This window comes from Luteimonas sp. A611 (genome assembly GCF_054072715.1).
Window position 1 is genome coordinate 68,424 of the sequence record NZ_JBSVRP010000003.1, and the last position, 18,864, is coordinate 87,287.

Below are 18,864 nucleotides of genomic sequence, written 5' to 3' on the forward strand. Positions count from 1 at the left end.
GAAACTGAAGTCTATCCTCACCGCGCGCTGGCTATACTTTGGCGCCTTTCGCTAGGACACGCCGTGCCCGCAACGCTCCTGCCCCGTCCCATGCCGCCCATCGCCATCCGCGCATTCAGCGCGACCACGGCCCTGGGCCGCGGCGTGGCGGCGCAGTCGGCGGCACTGCAGGCGCGTCGCGGCGGGCTGCGTCGCAACGATTTCGGCCCCGATCCGCTGCCCACGTGGATCGGACGCGTGGACGGGATCGAGGATGCGCCGCTTCCGGCATCGCTCGCCGGCTGGGAGTGCCGCAACAATCGCCTGGCGTGGCTGTCGCTGCAGGCCGATGGGCTATTGCCCGCGCTGGAAGGGCTGGTTGCACGCCATGGCGCGGAGCGCGTCGCGCTGGTGGTCGGTACTTCGACCTCGAGCATCGGCGCCAGCGAGGAGGGCTACGCGCGCGCGCAGGTCGACGCGGACGGCAACGCCTGTTTTCCCGAAGACCTGCAGCGCCCGATCGTGCACACGCCGCATTCGCTGGGCGATTTCGTGCAGCACGCCACCGGCCTGCGCGGCCCCTGCGTGACCGTGGCCACGGCCTGTTCGTCCAGCGCCAAGGTGTTCGCGCAGGCCGCGCGCCTGATCCATGCCGGCGTGGTCGACGCGGCCCTGGTCGGCGGCGTCGATACGCTGTGCGGCAGCGTTCTGTTCGGCTTCAACGCGCTCGGGCTGGTGTCGGCGCAGCCATGTCGACCGTTCGACGCGGCGCGCGATGGCCTGTCGCTGGGCGAGGCCGGCGGCTTCGCCCTGCTCGAGCGCGCGGCGCCCGGCGATGGCGGCCTGCAGTTGCGCGGCTATGGCGAATCCAGCGACGCCCACCACATGTCGGCGCCGCATCCCGAAGGCCTCGGCGCCACGCTGGCGATGCGCGATGCACTGGCGCGGGCCGGCATCGAAGCCGGTGAGGTCGGCTACCTCAACCTGCACGGCACATCGACCCCAGCGAACGATGCGATCGAAGCAGGCGCGGTGGCTGCGCTGTTTCCGGAGTCGCTGCACGCCAGCTCCAGCAAGGGCTGGACCGGGCATACGCTGGGCGCGGCGGGCATCGTCGAATCGGTGTTCGCGCTGATCGCCCTGCGCGACGGCCTGCTGCCGGGCACGCTCAACAGCGATACGCCCGATCCGGAGTGCGGTCCGCAGATCCGTTTCGACAATACGCAGCGCGACATCGATTACGCGATGAACAATTCCTTCGGCTTCGGCGGCAACAACTGCTCGCTGGTGTTCGGCCGTGGAACCGCGGCATGAGCGCGCTCACCGCGCGCATCGCCGGGATCGGCTACTGGAGTGAGGGCCTGCCGGACTGGGTCGCCGCACGCGCGTTTGCATCGTCCGGCGCACTGCCCGCCGAGGCGGTTGCGAAACCCGCGCCGCAGCTGCTGGCGCCCAACGAACGCCGCCGCGCGCCGCCCTCGGTGCTGGTCGCGCTCGAGGTTGCGCTCGCCGCCTGCCGCGATGCCGGCATCGCGCCCGACACGATGCCGTCGGTGTTCACCTCGACCCACGGCGACCTGGGCATCACCGACTACATGTGCGCCACGCTGGCGCAGGCGCCCACCGAACTCTCGCCAACAAAGTTCCACAACTCCGTGCACAACGCTGCCGCGGGCTACTGGACCATCGGTGCCGGCTGCATGCACACGGCTACCGCGATCAGCGCGCACCGGGCCAGCTTCGCCCAGGGCCTGGTCGAGGCGATGGTGCAGCTGGCCACCGATGGCGATGCGGTGCTGCTGGTGGGCTACGACACCAGCGCCAGCGGCCTGCTGGGTACGGTGACCCGCAGCGAGGGCCTGCTTGGCGCGGCGCTGGTGCTGGTGCGCGACGGCAGCGGCCCGCGCCTGTCGGCCCGCTTCGATGACGGCGACGCGGCCGGCGGCACCGGGCCGCTGTCCATGCGCATGCCGGGCAACGCGATGGCGCCGATGCTGCCGCTGTTCGACGCGCTGGCCGCGGGTGACACCGCCGTGGCCCTGCACGCCGGCCCGCATCGTCGCCTGCTGCTGGACATCGCGCATGCCTGAGCAGCCGCTTCTGCATCGCGGCAATGTCGCGGTGGTGATCCCGGCGCTCAACGAGGCGCTGCGCATTGCCGACGTCGTCGCTGGTGCGCTGGCGCAGTCCGACCTGGTGATCGTGGTCGACGACGGCTCGGACGACGACACCGCCGCGATCGTGGGCGCCACGCCGGCGGTGCTGCTGCGCCATCCGCAGCGCATGGGCAAGGGTCGTGCGCTGCGCGACGGCTTCGCCGAGGCCCTGCATCGCGGCATGGCCGCGGTGGTGACCATGGATGGCGACGGCCAGCACGACGCACGCGACATCCCGCGCCTGGTCGCGGCGGCCAACGCGCACCCGCGCAACATCGTCAACGGCGCGCGCCTGCGCAAGCGCAGCAGCCAGCCCTGGTACCGCCGCCTCGGCAACGATTTCGGCGACTGGGGCATTGCCTGGGGCTGCGGCTTCCGCCTGCTCGACAGCCAGAGCGGCCAGCGCCTGTATCCCGCGCCCGTGCTTGCATTGCGCGACGTGCCCGGCGAGGGCTTCGTGTTCGAGGCGCAGATCCTGATTTCGGCCGCGCGCGAACTCGGCTTTGGCGTGGTGTCGGTGCCGGTGGAAACGCGCTATGCGGTGGCTGGCGGCAGCGAACAATTCCGCAGCAGCCACTTCCGCCTGTTCCGTGACCTGTCGCGCATCACCACGCATGTCCTCGGCCAGGTCCTTGGCCACGGCCAGCTGCTGCGCGCCTACCGGGGCACGCGCAGCCGCGCGCCGGTGATCTTCGATCCGGACGCCGCCGGCGATACCCGCCAACCGTGAACAGGACGCGCGCCAGCTGCTGCTAGGCTCCGCCTGCCCTCCCCTTTCCCAGAGACGATACGGCCCGATGCCCCAGTCCAGCGCAGCCACAAGCCCCGATACCGACGTCGACATCCTCATCCTCGGCGGCGGCCTGGCCGGCCTGACCCTGGCGATGCAGCTGCGCCTGCAGCAGCCCGAACGCACGGTGACGGTGCTCGAGCGGCGCGCGCATCCGGTGCGCGAAGCCGCGCACAAGGTCGGCGAATCCACGGTCGAGGTCGGCGCGCACTATTTCGCCGAGGTGCTGGGCCTGCGCGAACACATGGAGAGCCAGCAGGTCCGCAAGTACGGGCTGCGCTACTTCTTCAGCGATCGCATGGAGCAGGTGCAGGACTGCAGCGAGATGGGCGTGAGCCAGCTGCTGCCCACGCCCTCGTGGCAGCTCGACCGCGGCCGCTTCGAGAACCACCTGGGCGATCGCGCACGTGAGCTCGGCGCGGACTTCCGCCACGGCGCCGTGGTGCGTGGCATCGAACTGTCCGACGACGGTGGCGTGCATACGGTCAGCTTCGAACACGAAGGCGCCAGCCACGTGCTGCGCGCACGCTGGGTGGTGGATGCCGCCGGCCGCGCCGGCCTGATCAAGCGCAAGCTCGGGTTGGCACAGGCCAACGACCACGACGTCAACGCGGTGTGGTGGCGCGTGGACGGTCATATCGACCTCGATGCGTGGTCAGGCGAGGGCAACTGGCCGACGCGCTTCCTGCCCGCCGAGCGCTGGAAGTCGACCAATCACATGTGCGGTCCCGGCTACTGGTTCTGGCTGATCCCGCTGGCCTCGGATTCGCATTCGCTGGGCATCGTCTGCGACGCGAAGATGCATCCGCTGGACACGATGAATACCCACGACAAGGCGATGGACTGGGTGCGCCGCCACCAGCCGCGCGCGGCGCGCGCGCTGGAGCAGCCGCAGCACCGGCTGCAGGACTTCCTGTTCCTGCGCCACTTCTCATACGGCTGCAAGCAGGTGTATTCCGGCCAGCGCTGGGCGCTGACCGGCGAGGCCGGCGTGTTCCTGGACCCGTTCTACTCGCCGGGCAGCGACTTCATCGCGATCAGCAACACCTATGTCGCCGAACTGGTGCGGCTGGATTTCGCCGGCGAGCCGGTCGGGCCCTATGCCGACATCTTCCAGCAGCTGTACTTCTCGTTCTACGAGAACACGCTGACGCTCTACCAGGACCAGTACCCGATCTTCGGCCATCCGGTGGTGATGCCGATCAAGGTGCTGTGGGACTACGCCTACTACTGGTCGCTGCTGGCGCCGCTGTTCTTCAGCGGCCGCCAGGCGAAGCTGTCGGTGTTGTCGAGGCTGCGGCCGCACTTCGACGCCGGGCGCCAGCTCAACCTCGGCATGCAGGCGCTGATGCGCGACTGGGGGCTGCGCGACGCGGCGCCTGCGCTCGATGGCGCGCGCGCCTACGACCAGCACGCGGTGGACTGGTGCCGACGCATGAACGGCGCGCTCACCGACGCGGTCGACGACGAGGCCTACCTTGCACGCACCCGCGATGACATCGCCGGCATGCGCCAGCTGGCGGCGGAGGTGCTGGCGCTGGCGCGTGCGGCCTTCCCCGATATCGACAGCCACGGGCTCGATGCGCTGCTCGCGAACCATGATGCGGACGCGTGCGAACCCATGCTTCCTGCGCAGTGGTTCGCGCCGGTGACCGCGCAGACGCCCGGGATCGCGATCGCCTGAGCGGCATCCGCCATCAGGGCGTGGCGGGCTCCAACGGCGGCGGATTCGCGACCCAGACCGCGATGCCGCTGGCATAGGTCTGGGTGGGCGAGATGTTCACGCCCACGCCCACGCTCGATGCGCTGCGTCCGCCGAACCTGCCGACGCCGCCACCGACGCTGACCGCAGTGTTGTCCGGGCCCTGGCCGGTGCCCTGCAGCAGCACCCCGTTGGCACCGAGGCGCGCGGCCTCCTTGCGCAGGTTGCGGATGACGGCGTTGGACTTGTTGGTGGAGCCGTAGGTGAACGCACCGCTGCCCACATCGAGGCGCGCGATCTCTTCATAGCCGCCCGGCGGCGGCCCGTAATAGATGCGTACCTGCGACGGGTCGATGGCGGGACGCGGCGTGCCGGTCAGCACGTGCGAGCTGGCGCAGGCGGCGAGCAGCGCGACGGCGGCGCAGAGCAGGACAAGTGCGGCGGGACGGGCCATGGTGGCGATTCCGGAAGGACCGCGGCAAGTGTCCGCCGAGCGGCGTGAACGCAACGCGACCCATGCGCCGACGTACTCAGATCTAGTGGATTCCGGAGACGGCGCCGCGAAGCGCGGCCGCGTCATCAAACCCGCGCCTGCCGGCGGCGTCAACTCATGCCGCCGTCGATGCCGATCACCTGGCCGTTGATGTAGCCGGCCTCGTCCGAACACAGGAAGGCCACCAGCGCAGCGACCTCATCCGGCGTGCCGGCGCGTGCGGCCGGCACCATCTGCCGGATCGTGGCCGGATCGAACGCGGCCTCGCTCATGCGTCCGGCGACCACGCCTGGCGCCACCACGTTGGCGGTGATGCCGCGCGAGCCCATCTCGCGCGCCAGCGATTTGCTCGCACCGTGCAGCGCCGCCTTGGCCGCGGCGTAGTTGGCCTGGCCGCGGTTGCCCAGCACCGCCGCCACGCTCGACATGCTCACGATCCGACCCCAGCGCGTGCGTGCCATCGGCAGCAGCAGCGGCTGGGTGACATGGAAGAAGCCGTGCAGCGACACGTCGATCACGCGCTTCCACTGCAGGTCCGACATCCCCGCCATCGGCGCATCGTCATGGATGCCGGCGTTGTTGACGACGATCTGGATGGGACCGGCCTCGAGCAGCGCCTCGACGGCGGCGCGTGCCGCGTCGCCGTCGGCCACGTCGAATGCAATGGCCTCGGCGCTGCCGCCGGCCGCGATGATGTCGTCGGCCACCGCCTGCGCACGCGTGCGGTTGCTGTTCGCATGCACGATGACATGCATGCCTGCCGCGGCAAGCCGCGCGCAGATCGCACCGCCAAGATCGCCGCTGCCGCCGGTGACGAGTGCCCGTTTCATCGCGTGTCCCGTGGTGTGGATGGTCGATTATGCGGGGTTCGGGCGCGCGGCACGCATCATCGATCCGTACAACACCTCCCGGCCTGCAAAGGCGACAGCCCCGACCTCAGGGTCCGCCACCCTCATCGGGCCCACCCAGCATCACCGTTGCACGTCCTTCCGCAAGCAGCTGTTCCTGGTGCAGGATGCGGAAGGCGTACAGCTGGCTGGCCTCGCTTGCAGCGAGCTGTTGCGCCTCGCATTCCAGCGCGCCGGGAAGCTCGTCGATGCGACCCACGTGCAGGACGACATCACGCAGCGCAACCAGCATTCCGGGCCTGGGCACGGTGCCAGGCGCCTGCGCCAACAGCCCGCCGTGCACCGCCATCGCCTGGGCGCCGTATTCGCACAGGTGCAGCGCGCGCAGCTGGCCTTCGCTGCGCAGCGGGTGTGCCGGATCACGATGACCGCTGGAGCGCAGCACGATGCGCTGCGCATCCCATTCCAGCACTTCGTCCCACAGGCACATGGCGTGCTTGTGCGGGATGAGCGCTTCGATGGCGGCGCGCGACAGCGTCATGCGCGGGTTCCGGGCATGCCTGGAGCCGACTGCGGTACGTTTGCATGCGCGTCGGCAGATATCTCCGTGGACACACCCTGTACTGCCGCGGCACCACCTGCCCCACCACCGCCCGGAGCGCGTGACACCAGCAGCGACAGCACGAAATTGAACAGCACGCCCAGCGCGACCGTGCTGCCGATCGCGCGCAGCACCGGGATGCTCGACAGTGCCAGCAGGCTGAACACCAGCATGGTCATCAGGCTGCACACGATGACCGCGTGCAGGGTGCGCAGCTGGTCTTCGCGCGAATCGCCGGCGTGCTCGAAGAACAGCGCGTAGTCCAGGCCCAGGCCCGCGGCCAGGATCAGCGAGATCAGGTGGAACAGGGTCAGCTCGACGCCGATCGCGCGCAGCAGCGCCAGCACCAGCAGGGTGGTCAGCGCCATCGGCAGCAGCACGCGCAGGGTCCGGCGCGGACTGCGCAGCGCGATCCACACCGTGGCCACCAGCAGCAGCGCCGCCAGCGCCAGCGCGCCGAGGATGCGCGCGCGGTAGTCGGCCACCAGCGACTCCGACGCCTGCTTCATGTCGAGCAGGCGCGCGCCGTTGGCCGCGGCCACGCGCGCAACGGCCTCCACGTCGTGCAGTCCGCTGAGCGAGACCAGTGCGGTCGCGCGGTCCTCGCCTCCCACCAGCAGGCCCTCGACCGTCGAGGCCAGCGGCGTGCCGTCGAGATCGCCCGGCTGCAGTGGCGGCGCGGCGCGCGCGGTGGCGACGTCGGTGAGGAAGTCCTCGAAGGCATCGCTGCGGAACGGCGAGTCCACCAGTGCGGCATCGAGCGAGCCGCGCAGCACCGCGGGCGAGGGCAGCGCCTGCTGGCGCGCGTGCTGTGTCGCGACGCTGGGCAGGTAGCGCGCGGCCATGTCGTATGCATCGAGCGCGCCGGCTTCGACCAGGGCATCGAGCGCCGGCCGCAGCCGCTCGCTGGCCTGCAGCGCGGCCTGCGCGTCGCCTGCCTGCACGGTCAGCACGTAGCGCACGTCCGGCGCGCCGAGCTCATCGCGCAGCTGCGCGTCGCGCTCCAGCAGCGGCGCGGGCACCGGCGTCAGTTTCGCCAGGTCGTTCTGCCAGAACGCGCCCGGCCGCCAGGCGATCACCGCCAGCGCCAGCAGCGCGATCACCAGCAGCGACCAGCGCGGCCGCGGCAGTCGTTCGATTCCGCGCCACAGCGCCTGCAGCCGCGCCGATCCGGCAACGTCGCGCTGCTCGGGATCGATCAGCCCGGGCAGCACGAAGCGCGTGCACAGCGCCGCGGTGGCCATCGCAACGATGGTGAACACCGCCAGCTGGCGCAACCCGTCGACCCCGGAGAACAGGAAGGTGAGATAGGCGATGCAGGTCGCCGCCACACCGGTGGCCAGGGTCGGCCACAGCGCGCGCACGCTGTGCCACGGCGACAGCCCGGCGCGCTGCTGGCTGAAGAAGTGGATCGGGTAGTCCTGCACCACGCCGATCAGGGTGAAGCCGAAGGCGATGGTGATGCCGTGCACGCGGTCGCCGAACAGCAGCACCAGCGAGGCCATTCCGGCGAGCCCGGCGCTGGCCAGCGGCAGCGCCCCGAGCAGCGGGATCTTCCAGCTGCGGTAGGCGATCAACAGCAGCAGCACCAGGCCGATGCTGTCGATGGCGCCGATCCAGCCGGCCTCGCGCGCGGTGCGCGTGCCGATCTCGTCGGCGAACGCGCCGGGGCCACTGAGCTCGACCGTGCCGCCGCCTTCGCCGCGCGCTTCAGCATGGGCGGCGTGGATCGCTTCGACCGCCTCGCGCTGGCCGTCCGGATCGAAGCCGGCCGCGCGCGTTTCCAGCAGCAGCAGCGCCTGCGCGCCGGCGCGGTCGAACCACACCTCGTGCAGGGTCTGCGGCGCGCGCGCCGGCAGCCAGGCCTCGGCCAGGCGCAGCGTTTCCAGGGTGGGATCGGACGGCAGCAGCGGCTCGATCAGCTCGCCCGCGGGCGAGCCCAGGTCCTGCACGCGCTGTTCGATCTCCGCGCGCAGGAAGTCAGCATCCAGCGCCTGCGCATCGAGCGTCGGCGAGAGCAGGTAGCGGTACGGGCGCAAGCCTTCGGGTATGGCGTCGAGGCCGCCGCCGGCGCCGTTGGCGACGAAGCCGAAGCGCGCATCGCCCGCCAGCGTCGCAGCCATGGCCTGCGATTGCGCAGCGAGCTCTTCCGCATCCGCGTTTGCAAGCGCGACCAGCAGCAGGCGCGATCCCGGGCCTTCGCCCAGCTCGTCGATCAGCAGCGTCTGCTCGGGCGTGCGCGGATCGGGCAGGAAGCGGCGCAGGTCGCCGCTGAACGACAGCGTCTGCGACAGCCACGCGCCCACGGCGAGCAGCAGCACCATCCAGCCCAGCGCACAGGCCAGGCGCGCGCGGGCACTCATCCGGCGTCGTGGTCGCCGCGGCACAGGGCCGCGATGTCGGCGTCGTCGCCTGCGCGCAGCGCTGCCTGCGCGGCACCTGCCATCAGCGTGCGCTGCGCCGGCCCCTTGGCCGGCGTGGTCTCGATGCAGCGCAGTTCGTCGTCGCCGCCGTGCAGGACGATATCCTGCAGCCGCTGCGCGAGCTTTGCATCACGCGGCAGCAGGCGCAGCGACCAGCGCGCGGCCGTGCCCTGCACGTCGACCGTGTAGTGCGCGCGCAACGCCTCGACATCGCCCGACAGCAGCGCACCGAAGCTGGTCTGCAGCGCCGCCAGCTCGGGCGCGCGCGACAGCGCGAAGCGGCGCTCGGGCTTGCCGGCGCGCGCGAGGATGGCGTGGCCGTCGCGGATGGTGGTGGTCTCGCTGTAGGGCGCGCGCACTTCGCGCACCAGGGTGGCGGCATCCGGGCGCCGGTATTCGCCCGACAGGCGCAGCGGCGCCTTCAGCATCGGTGATTCGCGCACCTCGACGAAAGCCGTGGCGGCCGGCACCGGGCGCGCAAGTCCGCGCAGGATCGCCGCGCTATCCGGGCCTGCCTGCGCCCACGCCAGCGGCGTGGTCGCCAGCAGGCACAGGCAGGCCGCCAGCCGTCGCGTCCGGCTGGGTGGGGTCCTGCGCAATCCCGCTTGGCGGTTGCTCTTGTTCATCGACATGCCAGAAATCGTAGAAGTTGAACCAGTTGTAGGGCGCTTGCCGGGCGTGATATTCCAGCCTGGCCGCGTAACCTTCGATGAGCGCGGCCAGCGCCTCGTCGCGACGCCCGCGCGGCAGGTCGATGCCGTCACTGCAGGGTTCGAACGCCAGCGTGTAGCGGTTGCCGCCACGATACAGGCCAAAGCCCAGCACCACCGGCAGCCGCAGCACCGCCGCCATCTGCCACGGCGCCAGCGGGAACCGCGCCGGCGCACCGAAGAACGGCACCTGCACCGCGCGCTGCCCCGGCAAGGTGCGATCGACCAGTAGCGCCACCAGCGCGCCCTCGCTCGCCGCCTGCTGGATCTGCAGCATCAGCGCCGGGCCGGGCTGGCCGGCGTCGATCACGCCGGCGGCGATTTCCGGCGCCAGCGCGTCGAGCATCTGGGTGATGGCCTGGCTGTGCGCCTTGTCCAGCACCACCCGCAGCTTCAGACCGGGGCGCTGGCGCGAGAGCGCGCGCATGACCTCGAAGCTGCCCAGGTGCGAACCGAACAGCAGCACGCCGCGGCCCTCGTCGACCTTGCTCGACAGCGCCTCCAGCCCGGTCACGTTGATGCGGAACCGGCTTTCCTTGCCGTCGAGCAGGAACAATCGGTCGAGCGTGGCCGATGCGAAGCTGTGCACGTGGCGGGCGCAGTCGCGCAGCCGCGCCGGCCGGCCCAGGGCGCGGTCGAGGAAGGCGATCGAAGCGCGCCGCTCCGGCCCGCGCCGCAGCAGGAAGTACAGGCTCACCGGGTACAGCAGCAGGCGCGCCAGCGGACGTCCGCCGTGGCGGCCCACCGCGCGCATCACCCACACCGCCAGGCGTCCACCGCCTTCGGGCCGTTGCTTCCAGTCCACGCTCATGGCTGCGGTCGCGCGCCCCCTGCGCCGACGTCTCCACTGGCGATTGTCGCCTGCGCGCGCAGCACGCGGAACCGCCAGCGCGCATCCGGCAATGGCGCCAGCTGCTCGAGTTCGATCCGCGCGCGCTCGCCGGGCAACAGCGGCTGCAGGAACTTCACCCGCGGCAGCCGCAGCGACGGCAGCGGGCCATGCATGGCTTCGATCGCGGCCACGACCCGGTCCAGCACCACCACGCCCGGCACCACCGGCCGGCCGGGAAAGTGGCCCGGCAGGCACGGATGCACGGGCTCGATCACGAACTCCAGCACCGCCTACTCCCAGCCGTCGAGGATCGCCTGGACCCGCGCCTGGGCGCGCTCGGCCAGTTCCTGGCGCGCGACCGGGCGTCCGTCCACGCGCGTGGGCAGTGGTGCGCCGAAGCCGACCCGGATGGTGCCGGGACGTGCCCGGAACAGGCCCTCCACCGGCAGCACCTGGCCGGTGCCGTACAGGGCCACCGGCACCACGTCCACGCCGGCGTCGATCGCCGGCTGCAGCGAGCCGGCCTTGAACGGCGCCATCTCCCCGCTGCGGCTGCGCGTGCCCTCGGGAAACAGGCACAGGCTCTGGCCGTCGGCCAGCAGGGCCGCGGCCTGGCGCCGGAACAGGGCGCCGGCACGCACGCTGTCGCGCACGATGAACAGCATGCCCGTGGCGCAGGCGTACCAGCCCACGAACGGCGCCCGCCGCATTTCCTCCTTCAGCAGGAAGCGCAGCGGCACCGGGATCGCGCTGAACAGCGCGCAGATATCGATGATCGATTGATGATTGGCCACGAACAGGCAGGGGCGCGAAAAGTCGATCCGCTCCCGGCCCTCGATCTGCAGCCGGACAGGCCCGGCCAACAGCAGTCCCGGCGCCCAGCAGCGGGCGGCCATGCGCAGCGGCAGCCGCGCGCGCGGACCCGACCAGGGCCGCACCAGCAGCGCCAGCATGATCCAGCCCGCCGTCCAGACCAGGGCGTAGACGAACTGAAGCGCGTTGCAGATCCGCCAGGCCACGGCCGCGATTCCCGCGTGCCACGCCTGCGCGGCCGGCAGCTCACGCCCGATCGCGGGCGCGGACAGGGTCGCGTCGTGCGCGTCGGTGCGGAGCCCGGGGCCGCCCATGCCGTCCATCAGCGCAGGAAATCACGCCAGAAGGCGGGGCCAAGCCCGCCCAGGCGACGCAGGAAACCGACGAAACCCTGCTCGCGGTCGGGGAAGCGGCGCCGCCGCCACTGGAACTCCAGCGCAAAGAAGCCGCCGACCAGGCCGTAGTTGAGCAGGTTGGCAAACCACGACCACTGCTCGTGCGTGATCGGATATGGCGATGCCAGCCCCGCCTGCGCCAGCAGGCCGGCCGGCTCGGCCAGCAGCGCCAACACCAGGTTGGCCAGGCCCAGCAGCAGCAGCACGCCGGTCCACATCCCGGTCAGGGTGCGCGCATAGGCGGCGACGTCAGGCGGCAGGCGCTCCGGCGGCACCCCGTCCAGGCCCGACACGATGCGGGTGATCAGCGGCACCCGGCCGGCCATCAGGCTGCGCCCGAACACCCAGGCCACCAGCGCCACGAAGGCCACCGGCGCCACCAGCAGCGGCAGCGTCACCAGCCCGGCCCGGTACAGCCACCAGCTCCCGGCCAGCAGCAGGGCCGTGACCGGGAACGCCCACGCCCGCAGCCGCAGCAGCGGCAGGGCCATCATCAGCGCGACCAGGACCAGCACCGCGGCCAGGGCCAGGCGCTCGTCGCCGCCGGCGCTGGCGCCATGCGCCAGCAGCGCGTAAGCCACCGCCAGGACGATCTGGAATACAAGAATCAAGTCGTTCGATGCTGCTGGACGTGTTCGGACAGGGCGCGCAGGGACGCGAAGATGCGCCGGTTCTCGTCCGCATCCGTGCGCAGCTGGAAGCCGTAGCGCTTGCTGATCGCCAGCGCCAGCTCCAGCGCGTCGATCGAATCCAGGCCCAGCCCGGCATTGAACAGCGGCGCTTCCGGGTCGATTTCGGCCGCCACCACGCCGTCCAGGTTCAGGCTGTCGACCAGCAGGTCGGCGAGTTCGCGTTCGGCATCGGTTTGCACAGGCATGGCACGGAAGTTGTGTGACAGGGCCGCAACGATCCTGCATCGGGCCGCCCGGCGCAAGCGCGAACGCGCCCGCAGCAGGCTCCGGCCGGCGGTCGCTGCAGGCTCCGCGCCTTCAGGAAGCGTCCGGGGCGTCCGCTATCATGCGCACCCGTTCAGCCAACATGCGCCCGCCCAATCCCGGATGGCCATCCCCGAAACGCCCGCCGCCCCTGCAGTTCCCGTGGACTGCGATGTCCTGGTGATCGGCGGCGGTCCCGCCGGCAGCACCGCGGCCACCCTGCTGGCCCGCCGCGGCTGGCGCGTGGTCATGCTGGAGAAGGATGCGCATCCGCGCTTCCACATCGGCGAATCGTTGCTGCCGATGAACCTGCCAATCCTCGAGCGCCTGGGGGTGCTGGACCAGGTCCGCGCCATCGGCGTGTACAAGGCCGGCGCCGATTTCCCGGTGCACATGCCCGGCCAGCCCTGGGACGGGACCACGCACGTGTTCCGCTTCGACCGGGCGCTCTCGCCGAAATTCGGCCACGCCTACCAGATCCGCCGCTCCGAGTTCGACCAACTGCTATTCGAACACGCCCGCGCCAACGGCGTCGACGCGCGCGAGCGCACCCGGGTGCAGCGCGTGGACACCGGCGACGACGGGCGTCCGGCGCAGGTCCATGCGACCGGCGCGGACGGGCAGGCGCTGGCGTTCCACCCGCGCTACCTGGTCGACGCCAGCGGCCGCGACACCTTCCTGGGCGGCAGGTTCAAGCTCAAGCAGAAGAGCGCCAGGCACCAGTCGGCGGCGATCTTCAGCCACTTCCGCGGCGTGCGCCGGCGCGAAGGCGAGGACACCGGCAACATCACCATCGACCGCTTCGAGTACGGCTGGTACTGGCTTATCCCGCTGCGCGAGGACGTGATGAGCGTCGGCGCGGTGTGCTTCCCCGAATACCTCAAGCAGCGCCGCGGCGACAACGAGGCGTTCTTGCTGCAGACCCTGCAGCGCACGTCCAGCGTGTGGGAGCGCATGCAGGACGCCGAACGCGTGGCGCCGGTGCACGCCACCGGCAACTACTCGTATCAATGCAGCCGCATGCACGGTCCGGGATGGGTAATGGCGGGCGATGCCTTCGCCTTCATCGACCCGGTGTTTTCCTCGGGCGTCTACCTGGCCATGAACAGCGCCGAGCACGCGGTCGACGTGGTCGATGGCGCGCTGCGCGAACCTTCGCGCGAGGCGGCGCTGCAGCAGGCGATGGACCGGCGCCTGCGCCGCGGGCTGAAGCATTTTTCCTGGTTCATCCACCGCTTCACCACGCCGGTCATGCAGCGCCTGTTCTCGGCACCGCGCAACGACTGGAAGCTGGAGCAGGCGGTGGTCTCGATGCTGGCCGGCGACGTGTTCGACAACCGCGAGGTGCGCTGGCGCCTGTACCTGTTCCGCATGATCTACATGCTCAATGCCGTGGCGATCGCGCCGCAGGCGCTGCGCGGCTGGCTCACCCGCCGCCGCCAGGTCGGCGCCAGCTTCAGCGGCGACACGCTGCACGAGGGCAACCCGTGAGCCGGCCCGCGCCCGTGCCGCCGCCCGCGCCACGCCTGCGCGTGGAATACGTTGACGACGCAGGCCCCGCCGAACTGCTGACGCGCAGCGACGTGCTGGCCGTGCTCGGCTTTGGCGATGGCGCGCCGCGGCTGGACGATCCGCGCTACCTGCGCGTGCCGCTGCAGCCATACGGGCCCGCGCCGCTGGAGGTCTGGCACGCACAGGCGCCGGTGCGCAGCGGGCACGAGGGCGAGATCGCCTGGTCCTGCGACGGCCAGCTGCTGTTTGGCGCGATCGAGGTCGATGAACCCGCCGGGCACACCGGCGATGGCGACAACAGCGGCATCCTGCTGGCCGCCGACCACGCCTACCGCCAGCTCACGCGCTTCATCGGCGGCAGCGAGTACCCGCATCTGCTGCGGATCTGGAACTACCTGGACGCGATCACCCTGGGCGAGGGCGACGCAGAGCGCTACCGGCAGTTCTGCGTCGGGCGCGCGCGCGGGCTCGGCGATTTCGACGCCACGTCGCTGCCGGCCGCCACCGCCATCGGCCGCTGCGACGACGCACGCACGGTGCAGGTCTACTGGCTGGCCGCGCGTGCGCCGGGCGCGCCGGTGGAAAATCCGCGCCAGGTCAGCGCCTACCGCTACCCGCGCCAGTACGGCCCGCAGCCGCCGAGCTTCGCGCGCGCGATGCTGCCGCCGCCCGGCGGCACGATGCCGCTGCTGCTGTCGGGCACCGCGGCGGTGGTCGGGCACGCCTCGTGCCATGCCGCCGACGAGCTGCTGGCCCAGCTGGACGAAACCTTCGCCAACTTCGACGCGCTGCTGGGCGCCGCCCGCGAGCGCCAGCCGGGGCTGCCCGACCGCTTCGGCGCCGGTACCCGGCTCAAGGTCTATGTGCGCGATCGCGCCGACCTGGCCGTGGTCGAACGCGCCCTCGACGCGCGCTTCGGCGACCGCGTGCCGCGGATCCTGCTGCACGCGGCGATCTGCCGCCGCGAACTGGCGGTGGAGATCGACGGGGTGCACGACGCGGGTTGAGCGCCCGTTCCCGCGCCCGCCACGCGACATTGTCATCTCGACCGCAGGGAGAGATCTCCACCGCGGGTCCGCCAGTAAGCCTCCGGACGGGCCGCAGCGCCCCGGGCGGGGATGGCGCCATCACTTCGGTTTGTGGAGTCCAGCGCTTCTGCGACACGGTAAGCAAAGCGCACTCGAGGAGGTCAGGACGCCCACCCCGCCTGCGCTAGCTCGAAGCCGCTACCGAAGCATCGCAACAGCAGGAGCGGTGAGCCGCGTCCTGGCGGCCGGGGGGCGCGACAAGCAAAACATGGATGTTTTGCGCACGAGTCAGGGCACGATGCCCTGACCGAGTGAAAAGCGATTCCCGGCCGACAGGGCGCGGCGTCGACCAGAAGGCCCGCGCATCCCGTCCAATCGCATCGGGTCTCGCCATGCGAAGCAGCGGCTGCAGGCCCGCCGCCGCCCGTTGGGTCACAATCGTCTCGCACCCGCCGTCCCGTCACCGGGCATCACGCCTGCACTCTTGGAGAACACACATGGGAATGATCAGCCTGGTCTGGGGCATCCTTGCGATGGTCTGGATGGTCTTCGCCCTGATTCCGCTGGTTGGCATCACCAACTGGCTGCTGATTCCGTTCGCAGCGGTCGGCGCGATCATCGCCGCGGCCGGGCTGTTGTTCACCCGCAGCGGACGACGCGGCCGCGCCAAGGCCGGACTGGTGCTCAACGGCATCGTGATCTTCGTGGCGATCTGGCGCCTGGGGTTGGGCGGCGGCCTGATCTGACGGCGCTGGCGGGACATTCCGTCGCCGCCCTGGGCATGGGGCGGCGCGTAGAATGTCCGTCATGGCCTATCCCGACACACGACTGCGGCGGATGCGCCGCGACGAGTTCTCGCGCCGGCTGATGCGCGAGACCGTGCTCACCGCCAACGACCTGATCTACCCGGTGTTCGTGCACGAATCGGCCGGCCGCGCGCCGGTGTCCTCGATGCCGGGCGTGGAGCGCCTGTCGATCGATGAGCTGCTGCGCGTGGCCGAAACCGCCAGCGAACTGCGGATTCCCGCGCTGGCGCTGTTCCCGGTGACCGCGCCGGAGGCCAAATCGCTCGACGCCGCCGCGGCCTGGGACGACGACGGCCTGTGCCAGCGCGCCGTGCGCGCACTGAAGGCGCGCTTCCCGCAGCTGGGCGTGATCACCGACGTCGCGCTCGACCCCTACACCGCGCACGGCCAGGACGGCCTGCTCGATGACGGCGGCTACGTGATGAACGACGCCACGGTCGACGCGCTGGTGCAACAGGCGCTGTCGCACGCGCGCGCCGGCGCCGACGTGGTCGCGCCCAGCGACATGATGGACGGGCGCATCGGCGCGATCCGCGTCGCGCTGGAGGAAGCCGGATTCGTCGACACCCGCATCCTGGCCTACGCCGCCAAGTACGCCTCGGCCTTCTACGGCCCGTTCCGCGATGCGGTCGGGTCGGCCTCCGCACTTGGCAAGGCCGACAAGACCACCTACCAGATGGACCCGGCCAACAGCGACGAGGCCCTGCGCGAGGTCGCGCTCGACCTCGAAGAGGGCGCCGACATGGTGATGGTCAAGCCGGCCCTGCCCTATCTGGACATCGTGCGCCGGGTGAAGGACGAGTTCGGCGTGCCGACCTTCGCCTACCAGGTCAGCGGCGAGTACGCGATGCTCAAGGCCGCCGCAGCCAATGGCTGGCTGGACGAGCGCGCCTGCGCGCTGGAGGCGCTGCTGTCGATCCGCCGCGCCGGCGCCGACGGTGTGCTGACCTACTACGCGCTGGACGCGGCGCGCTGGCTGCGCGAGGGCTGAGCTGGCGAGCCACGTCCGCAAGCTTGCAGCGATAGGGCCGTCCGGGGCGCGGTGCGGGGACGCCGCAGATCCCGACTGCCGCCGGCGGCAGTGACCCTTCGCGAGGCGCCGGCTGCCGCGCTGCGCCGTGCAAAGGCCCGCACCGACGTTCTATGCTGCGTCTGGCCAGCGCGCTGCGCCCCGGCCCATGCCGGGCCGACACCTCGAGGAGACTGCATGAGCAAGTTCGCCGTGTTCGGCCATCCGGTCTCGCATTCGCTTTCGCCGCAGATCCATGCCGCGTTCGGCCGCCAGGTCGGCATCGCGCTGCAGTACCAGGCGATCGATGCCACGCCCGAACGCTTCTTCGAGATGCTGGAGACCTTCGCCGCGGCCGGCGGCGCAGGCGCCAACGTCACCCTGCCGCTGAAGGAATCGGCCTTCGCACTCAGCGCGACGACAACCGCGCGCGCGCGCCGGGCCGGCGCGGTCAACACCCTGGCCCGGCTCGACGGCCAGTGGCACGGCGACAACACCGATGGGGCGGGCCTGGTGCGCGACCTCACCGGCCGCCACCAGCTGGACCTGCGCGGGCGGCGGACCCTGCTGATCGGTGCGGGCGGCGCGGCCCGCGGCATCGCGCCGTCGCTGCTGGACGCGGGCATCGCCAGCCTGTTCCTGGTCAACCGCACCCCGCAGCGCGCCGACGCGCTGGCCGACGCCCTGGGCGATCCGGCGCGGGTGCATCCGCGGCACATGGCCGACCTGCGCGAGCTGGGCGAATTCGATCTGGTGGTCCACGCCACCTCGGCCGGGCGCGGCAGCGAACTGCCGCACCTGCCCCGGTCGCTGCTGGGCATGCGCAGCGTGGCCGTGGACCTGAGCTACGGCGAGGCCGCCATCCCCTTCCTGGCCTGGGCCCGCGCCCACGGCGCCCACCGCGCCATCGACGGCCTGGGCATGCTGGTCGAACAGGCCGCCGAGAGCTTCGCCCTCTGGCACGGCGTGCGCCCGCACACCGACGAGGTCTTTGCCGAGCTGCATGCGCGGCATGCGGCGCTGGTGACGGCGGATTGAGGCTACGGCGTCGACCGTGATGGTGGCAGGAAGCGCTGGTTGCGGCGGATTGATTGCGCCTTCGAGGGTCAGGAAGTAGCGTGCGGCGCGGGCTTCGGAGAGCAGATTTCTCCCTTCGGTCGAAATGACAGCGCAGAGGTTGTGGACAGCGCAGAGGTTGGGGACAGCGCAGGTGTTGGGGACAGCGCAGGTGTTGGGGACAGCGCAGGTGTTGGGGACAGCGCAGGTGTTGGGGGCAGCGCAGAGGTTGGGGGCAGCGCAGAGGTTGGGGGCAGCGCAGGTGTTCCACTTCGACAACGCCGGTGTTGTCATTTCGACCGAAGGGAGAAATCCACTCCAAGGTCGCGCCACTGCGGGTTCATCGACGCCACCAGCGCGTTCTTCTTCTCCCGCCGCCATTTCTTGAGTTGCTTCTCGCGCTCCAGCGCGGCAAGCACGTCGAAGGTTTCCTCGAAGGAGACCAGCGTCTCCACGCGATATTTCGCGGTGAATCCGGCGACCGCATGCGTGCGGTGCTCATGCAGCCGCCGGCCGAGATCGTTGGTCATGCCGATGTACATGACCTTGCGACTGCGATTGGTCAGGATGTAGACGAAGTAGCGGTGTTCTTTCGGCACGGGTTCTTCCTTGAACCTTGCATCGATCCGGACGATCGCGGGCTGCTGTGGAGATTTCTCCCTGCGGTCGAAATGACAGGATTTGGCTTTCCCTCGCCTGTTTGCCATTTCGACCGCAGCCCCTCTTGTCATTTCGACCGCAGGGAGAAGCGTTCTTTCAACGGCGAAGCCGGTCAA

At 70.9% G+C, this 18,864-nt stretch carries 19 protein-coding genes and 1 pseudogene; 9 read left to right on the top strand and 11 right to left on the bottom strand.

Going from position 1 to position 18,864, the window contains the following annotated elements; all coding sequences use genetic code 11:
• Positions 1 to 90: 90 nt before the first annotated feature.
• The 4 genes from ACW5EG_RS13540 (at position 91) to ACW5EG_RS13555 (ending at position 4,609) form a co-directional block, all read left to right on the top strand.
• The gene (locus ACW5EG_RS13540) at positions 91 to 1,293 is read left to right on the top strand and encodes a beta-ketoacyl-[acyl-carrier-protein] synthase family protein (protein ID WP_457018917.1); all 1,203 of its coding nucleotides are present in this window, start codon (positions 91 to 93) and stop codon (positions 1,291 to 1,293) included.
• A complete protein-coding gene (locus ACW5EG_RS13545; RefSeq protein WP_457018918.1) occupies positions 1,290 to 2,069 on the top strand; it encodes a beta-ketoacyl synthase chain length factor in 780 nt (259 codons plus the stop codon). Before ACW5EG_RS13540 ends, ACW5EG_RS13545 begins: the two co-directional genes overlap by 4 nt.
• Positions 2,062 to 2,865 (top strand): glycosyltransferase family 2 protein, encoded by an 804-nt coding sequence (locus tag ACW5EG_RS13550; RefSeq protein WP_457018919.1) that lies wholly within the window; start codon positions 2,062 to 2,064, stop codon positions 2,863 to 2,865. The genes ACW5EG_RS13545 and ACW5EG_RS13550 overlap by 8 nt, the downstream gene beginning before the upstream one ends.
• 67 nt (positions 2,866 to 2,932) lie before the next feature.
• Entirely contained in the window at positions 2,933 to 4,609 is a 1,677-nt protein-coding gene (locus ACW5EG_RS13555; protein WP_457021875.1) for an NAD(P)/FAD-dependent oxidoreductase, read from the top strand.
• A 13-nt stretch (positions 4,610 to 4,622) separates the two neighbouring features.
• On the opposite strand, the gene ACW5EG_RS13560 is transcribed toward ACW5EG_RS13555, so the two are convergent.
• From ACW5EG_RS13560 to ACW5EG_RS13605, 10 genes and pseudogenes are all read right to left on the bottom strand, one after another.
• On the bottom strand, positions 4,623 to 5,081 hold the full coding sequence (locus ACW5EG_RS13560; RefSeq protein ID WP_457021877.1) for a hypothetical protein: 459 nt from the start codon (positions 5,079 to 5,081) through the stop codon (positions 4,623 to 4,625).
• A 149-nt stretch (positions 5,082 to 5,230) separates the two neighbouring features.
• The gene (gene fabG / locus ACW5EG_RS13565; protein ID WP_457018922.1) at positions 5,231 to 5,950 is read right to left on the bottom strand and encodes a 3-oxoacyl-ACP reductase FabG; all 720 of its coding nucleotides are present in this window, start codon (positions 5,948 to 5,950) and stop codon (positions 5,231 to 5,233) included.
• A gap of 106 nt (positions 5,951 to 6,056) precedes the next feature.
• Positions 6,057 to 6,509, bottom strand: coding sequence for a phosphotransferase (locus ACW5EG_RS13570; RefSeq protein WP_457021879.1), 453 nt, complete (start codon positions 6,507 to 6,509; stop codon positions 6,057 to 6,059).
• Between the two features lie 113 nt (positions 6,510 to 6,622).
• A pseudogene (locus tag ACW5EG_RS13575) lies at positions 6,623 to 8,932 on the bottom strand (MMPL family transporter); the annotation flags it as partial.
• Complete coding sequence (locus tag ACW5EG_RS13580; protein WP_457018924.1) at positions 8,929 to 9,591, bottom strand: LolA-related protein; 663 nt, start codon at positions 9,589 to 9,591, stop codon at positions 8,929 to 8,931. The pseudogene ACW5EG_RS13575 and the gene ACW5EG_RS13580, both read right to left, overlap by 4 nt.
• A complete protein-coding gene (locus tag ACW5EG_RS13585; RefSeq protein ID WP_457018925.1) occupies positions 9,494 to 10,513 on the bottom strand; it encodes an LpxL/LpxP family acyltransferase in 1,020 nt (339 codons plus the stop codon). The genes ACW5EG_RS13580 and ACW5EG_RS13585 overlap by 98 nt, the downstream gene beginning before the upstream one ends.
• The gene (locus ACW5EG_RS13590) at positions 10,510 to 10,818 is read right to left on the bottom strand and encodes a hypothetical protein (protein ID WP_457019260.1); all 309 of its coding nucleotides are present in this window, start codon (positions 10,816 to 10,818) and stop codon (positions 10,510 to 10,512) included. The genes ACW5EG_RS13585 and ACW5EG_RS13590 overlap by 4 nt, the downstream gene beginning before the upstream one ends.
• 6 nt (positions 10,819 to 10,824) lie before the next feature.
• Positions 10,825 to 11,661 carry a lysophospholipid acyltransferase family protein gene (locus ACW5EG_RS13595; protein ID WP_457018926.1) on the bottom strand — a complete coding sequence of 279 codons (837 nt, stop codon included), beginning with the start codon at positions 11,659 to 11,661 and terminating at the stop codon, positions 10,825 to 10,827.
• Between the two features lie 8 nt (positions 11,662 to 11,669).
• Positions 11,670 to 12,353 (bottom strand): ketosynthase, encoded by a 684-nt coding sequence (locus ACW5EG_RS13600; protein ID WP_457018927.1) that lies wholly within the window; start codon positions 12,351 to 12,353, stop codon positions 11,670 to 11,672.
• Positions 12,350 to 12,619, bottom strand: a complete 270-nt coding sequence (locus ACW5EG_RS13605) for a phosphopantetheine-binding protein (protein WP_457018928.1) — start codon at positions 12,617 to 12,619, stop codon at positions 12,350 to 12,352. Before ACW5EG_RS13605 ends, ACW5EG_RS13600 begins: the two co-directional genes overlap by 4 nt.
• Positions 12,620 to 12,800: 181 nt before the next feature.
• Between ACW5EG_RS13605 and ACW5EG_RS13610 the strand changes: the two genes are divergently transcribed.
• The 5 genes from ACW5EG_RS13610 (at position 12,801) to aroE (ending at position 18,070) form a co-directional block, all read left to right on the top strand.
• Positions 12,801 to 14,168, top strand: a complete 1,368-nt coding sequence (locus ACW5EG_RS13610; RefSeq protein WP_457021881.1) for an NAD(P)/FAD-dependent oxidoreductase — start codon at positions 12,801 to 12,803, stop codon at positions 14,166 to 14,168.
• A complete protein-coding gene (locus tag ACW5EG_RS13615; protein WP_457018930.1) occupies positions 14,165 to 15,196 on the top strand; it encodes a chorismate transformation enzyme, FkbO/Hyg5 family in 1,032 nt (343 codons plus the stop codon). The genes ACW5EG_RS13610 and ACW5EG_RS13615 overlap by 4 nt, the downstream gene beginning before the upstream one ends.
• A gap of 524 nt (positions 15,197 to 15,720) precedes the next feature.
• Positions 15,721 to 15,963 carry a hypothetical protein gene (locus ACW5EG_RS13620; RefSeq protein WP_457019262.1) on the top strand — a complete coding sequence of 81 codons (243 nt, stop codon included), beginning with the start codon at positions 15,721 to 15,723 and terminating at the stop codon, positions 15,961 to 15,963.
• A 61-nt stretch (positions 15,964 to 16,024) separates the two neighbouring features.
• Positions 16,025 to 17,014 carry a porphobilinogen synthase gene (gene hemB, locus ACW5EG_RS13625; protein WP_457018931.1) on the top strand — a complete coding sequence of 330 codons (990 nt, stop codon included), beginning with the start codon at positions 16,025 to 16,027 and terminating at the stop codon, positions 17,012 to 17,014.
• Between the two features lie 216 nt (positions 17,015 to 17,230).
• Positions 17,231 to 18,070, top strand: coding sequence for a shikimate dehydrogenase (gene aroE / locus ACW5EG_RS13630; RefSeq protein ID WP_457018932.1), 840 nt, complete (start codon positions 17,231 to 17,233; stop codon positions 18,068 to 18,070).
• A gap of 308 nt (positions 18,071 to 18,378) precedes the next feature.
• Here aroE and ACW5EG_RS13635 read toward each other — a convergent pair whose 3' ends face one another.
• Positions 18,379 to 18,864, bottom strand: coding sequence for a GIY-YIG nuclease family protein (locus ACW5EG_RS13635; RefSeq protein ID WP_457021883.1), 486 nt, complete (start codon positions 18,862 to 18,864; stop codon positions 18,379 to 18,381).